The organism is Sphingopyxis sp. (assembly GCF_035250425.1).
In the GTDB taxonomy this organism is placed as follows: domain Bacteria; phylum Pseudomonadota; class Alphaproteobacteria; order Sphingomonadales; family Sphingomonadaceae; genus Sphingopyxis.
Genome location: NZ_DATFFD010000225.1, coordinates 1 through 4,042, shown reverse-complemented (window position 1 = coordinate 4,042; position 4,042 = coordinate 1). Strand labels below are relative to the sequence as shown.

The following is a 4,042-nucleotide window of genomic DNA, read 5'->3' as shown; positions in this document are numbered from 1 at the left end:
CGGCGGCGGGTCGGGTCATGGGTTCAAGAACGGTCCCGCGGTGGGGAAACGCGTCGCGGCGCACATCCTCGACAAGAATCTCGCCGTCGAACCGCGCTTCAGCTTTGCGACCAAGGGCACGGTGGCGGCGCGGACGGTGTTCTGATGGGAAACCCGACCGCCCAAATCCGTTCGTGTCGAGCGAAGTCGAGACACCCATCCTCAGCGCATGCCTTCACGGCATCTCGACTTCGCTCGATGCGAACGGAAAAGTAGAGCATGAAACTCACCGACTGCCACAATATCGACGATTTCCGCGCGCTCGCGAAGCGCCGCCTGCCGTGGCCGGTGTTCGACTATATCGACGGCGCCGCCGACGACGAGGTCACCCGCCGCCGCAACCGCACCGCCTTCGACAGCTGCGACCTCATCCCGCGCGTGCTCGCCGGGGTCGAAAGCGTCGACATGCGAACGACGCTGTTCGGGCGCGAGATGGCGATGCCGCTGTTCCTGTCGCCGACCGCGCTCCAGCGCCTGTTCCACTGGCAGGGCGAGCGCGCGGTGCTCCGCGCCGCCGCGAACGCGGGCACCGTCGCCGGCATATCGAGCCTCGCGACGATCAGTCTTGCCGAAGCGGGCGCGCTGACGGACGGCCCCAAGCTGTTCCAGCTCTATGTCCACCACGACGAAGGCCTCAACCAGGCGATGCTCGACGCCGCACGCGACGCCAAGTTCGATGCGGTCGCGCTCACGGTCGATACGATTGTCGGCGGCAACCGCGAGCGCTGCCTGCGCTCGGGCTTCACCTCGCCGCCGCGCTTCACGGCGCGGAACATGCTGAGCTATGCGATCAAGCCCGGCTGGGGTCTCAACTATGTCCTCCGCGAAAAGTTCAGCCTGCCGAACCTCGTCACGCACGTCTCCGAAGGGTCGAGCGTCCCCAAGTCGGTCGCCGAATATTTCACTTCGATGCTCGACCAGAGCCTCGACTGGAAGCGCGCCGAGGCGATCCGCAGGCAATGGGACGGCCCCTTCTGCCTCAAGGGCATCGCCGCGGTCGAGGATGCGAAGCGCGCCGTCGACATCGGCGCTACCGCGATCATGGTGTCGAACCATGGCGGCCGCCAGCTCGACGGCAGCATCGCCCCCTTCGACGCGCTCGCCGGCATCGTCGAGGCGGTCGGCGACAAGCTGGAAGTCATCTGCGACGGCGGCATCACGCGCGGCACCCATGTGCTGAAAGCGCTGTCGGTCGGCGCCAAGGCCTGTTCGGGCGGCCGCCTCTATCTCTACGCGCTCGCCGCGGCGGGCGAGGATGGCGTCGCGCGCGCGATCGCGCTGCTGCGCGCCGAGATGGAGCGCGGGATGAAATTGATGGGAGCCAGGACGCTCGCCGATCTCGGCCCCCACAATCTGCGCTGGCGGTAACGCCGTCTTTCGCGCACGAAAAAGGGGACGGCCTCCCCCGAAGCCGTCCCCTTAGCGCGTGGTCGCTGACCCGCTAGGCGATCAGAAAGATGCGCCCAGCGTAAAGACCACGGTTGGATCGTAAAGCGTGTCGAGCGCCTTGATGCCCGATTTTTTGACGTCGGTGTCGATATATTGGACCGAGAAGGTCGCGAAGCTGGCGGCGAAAGACGCGCCGAGCGACCAGTCCATATATTTGCCGTCGGGCGACACGAGGCCAAGCGAACCGTCATTATAGCCAACGCCCGCGGTCAGCGTGACCGGCGAGTTGGGAATGCCGAAGCCGGCGCCGAGGTTCAGATAGATATTGTCTTCGTCGCCAAGCGAGTTCTGCTTCGGTGCATAGGCGGCCATGCCGGTGATCGAGACGGGGCCGATGTCGTGCGACAGCTTGCCGATGCCTTCGAAATAGTCGGTCGGCGCGCCGCCGTCGTGGCTGCCCGGATAGGTGTAATAGGTCACGCCGATGTCAGCCGTCGTGCCCGAGGCGATCTCGGTGTTGAAGCCCGCATAGAGGTCGAGTTCGAACTTGCCATAGGGATCGCTGTCGGGAAGCGACGAGCCCCAGACGCCGGCATAGAGGCCGCTTTCGTGGCTGAGCGTCAGCGTCGGCTGCACCGCGACCTTTTCGTTCGACAGCGAAATGCCGCGGAAACGATAGTCCGAGGTGACCGCGATGCCGCCCGAAAGCGTGAACGGGCCGCTGGGTGCTTCTTCTTCCTGGGCGAAGGCGGGCGTCGACATGGCCGACGCGGCGAGCAGCATGCCGAAACACGCTTTGGTAAGAAACTTCATGGGTGATCCCCCTAAATAAAAAACGGATCGTCCCAGCCTGCGTTGCGTGTCCACGCCTCTTCGTACGGGCCTGTAACGACGAACGCGTCCGAAATTGCCGATTTTGCTGCGACGCACAAACGAAAATTGCGCAAAGTGACGAATCGGCGCCAGACTGTGTCTTTCACGCAACAGCTGCGCGATCGCGCGCGGGGCTTTGCCAAGCCGCCGCCGGGCGGCTAAAGAGCGGCATAACCCCCTCTCTGTCGAGCAGCATCCATGAGCGATCATAATCCCGGCCTGCGCCCCTGGCGCGACATTGCGCGGCGCACGTCGCGCCAGATCATGGTCGGCGCCGTCCCCGTCGGCGGCGGCGCGCCGATCAGCGTCCAGACGATGACGAACACGCTGACCAGCGACGCGGTGGCGACGATCGACCAGATCCGCCGCTGCGAGGAAGCCGGCGCCGACCTGATCCGCGTCTCGTGCCCCGATACCGAATCAACCGCGGCACTCGGCAAAATCGTGCGCGCGGCGCGCATCCCGATCATCGCCGACATCCATTTCCACTATAAGCGCGCACTCGAAGCCGCCGACGCCGGCGCCGCGTGCCTGCGCATCAACCCCGGCAATATCGGCTCGTCCGAGCGCGTCGGCGAAGTCGTCCGCGCCGCCAAGGCGAACGGCTGCGCGATCCGCATCGGCGTCAACGCGGGGTCGCTCGAAAAAGACCTGCTCGAAAAATATGGCGAGCCGTGCCCCGAGGCGCTCGTCGAAAGCGCGCTCGACCATATCAAGCTGCTCCAGGATCACGATTTCCACGAATACAAGGTCGCGGTGAAGGCGAGCGACGTCTTCCTCGCGGTCGCCGCTTACGCGCAGCTCGCCGACGCGGTCGACTGCCCGCTCCACCTCGGCATCACCGAAGCCGGCGGACTGATCGGCGGCACGGTCAAATCGGCGCTCGGCATCGGCAACCTGCTCTGGGCGGGCATCGGCGACACGATCCGCGTCAGCCTGTCGGCCGAACCCGAAGAGGAAGTCCGCGTCGGCTACGAAATCCTGAAATCGCTGGGCCTCCGCACCCGCGGCGTCCGCGTCGTCTCCTGCCCCAGTTGCGCACGCCAGGGCTTCGACGTGATCCGCACCGTCCAGGCGCTCGAAGACGCGCTCGGCCACATCAAGACGCCGATGTCGCTCTCGGTCCTCGGCTGCGTCGTCAACGGCCCCGGCGAAGCGCGCGAAACCGACATCGGCATCACCGGCGGCGGCAACGGCAAGCATATGGTCTTCCTGTCGGGGGTCACCGACCACCATGTCGAGGACGCCGACATGATCGCGCATATCGTGGGGCTCGTCGAAGCGAAGGCGGCCGAGATCGACGCGGGCAGTTCGGTGAGCATGGACACGCTGCACGGCAAGGCGGCGTAAGGCGAGGTTATCGACAGCGGATCCCGATGTCGGTTTAGGGGTGGTGAGCTGACTTGAAGGTCCTCCCTGTGGCGAAGCCATGGGGAGGGGGACCGCCGCGAAGCGGTGGTGGAGGGGTTGCAACCTCGCGTCAAAACCCCTCCGTCAGCGCTGCGCCTTTGGCGCAGTTTATCCTGAGCGCCTGCAAGGCAGTCGAAGGGCGCTGCCACCTCCCCATCGCTGCGCGACAGGGAGGATCTTATGGCAGAAACCGGTCGCTAGCCGCCATTCCCAATTCAATGCACCATATCACTCGCAACCGGTTCGCTTGCCGCCGGGCGTGACAGCACCCACCAGCTTCCCGCCATCAACAGCACCGTCAGCGCCTCGATGATCATCGCCTGCACAATGC

Annotated in this window: 3 protein-coding genes; 2 read left to right on the top strand and 1 reads right to left on the bottom strand. The window is 65.4% G+C overall.

The window, feature by feature from the left end; all coding sequences use genetic code 11:
• Window positions 1-258 precede the first annotated feature (258 nt).
• Window positions 259-1,407 (top strand): alpha-hydroxy acid oxidase, encoded by a 1,149-nt coding sequence (locus VJ811_RS13405; protein WP_324073131.1) that lies wholly within the window; start codon window positions 259-261, stop codon window positions 1,405-1,407.
• Window positions 1,408-1,488: 81 nt separating this feature from the next.
• Here VJ811_RS13405 and VJ811_RS13400 read toward each other — a convergent pair whose 3' ends face one another.
• The gene (locus VJ811_RS13400; RefSeq protein WP_324073130.1) at window positions 1,489-2,241 is read right to left on the bottom strand and encodes a TorF family putative porin; all 753 of its coding nucleotides are present in this window, start codon (window positions 2,239-2,241) and stop codon (window positions 1,489-1,491) included.
• 258 nt (window positions 2,242-2,499) lie between these two features.
• On the opposite strand from VJ811_RS13400, the gene ispG reads away from it, so the two are divergent.
• A complete protein-coding gene (ispG, locus tag VJ811_RS13395) occupies window positions 2,500-3,651 on the top strand; it encodes a flavodoxin-dependent (E)-4-hydroxy-3-methylbut-2-enyl-diphosphate synthase (protein WP_324073128.1) in 1,152 nt (383 codons plus the stop codon).
• The last annotated feature ends 391 nt before the right edge of the window (window positions 3,652-4,042 follow it).

Bases quoted from the DNA above. Each gene is read 5' to 3' on its own strand.
- VJ811_RS13405 (WP_324073131.1), top strand. From the start codon at position 259: ATGAAACTCACCGACTGCCACAATATCGACGATTTCCGCGCGCTCGCG.
- VJ811_RS13400 (WP_324073130.1), bottom strand. From the start codon at position 2,241: ATGAAGTTTCTTACCAAAGCGTGTTTCGGCATGCTGCTCGCCGCGTCG.
- ispG (WP_324073128.1), top strand. From the start codon at position 2,500: ATGAGCGATCATAATCCCGGCCTGCGCCCCTGGCGCGACATTGCGCGG.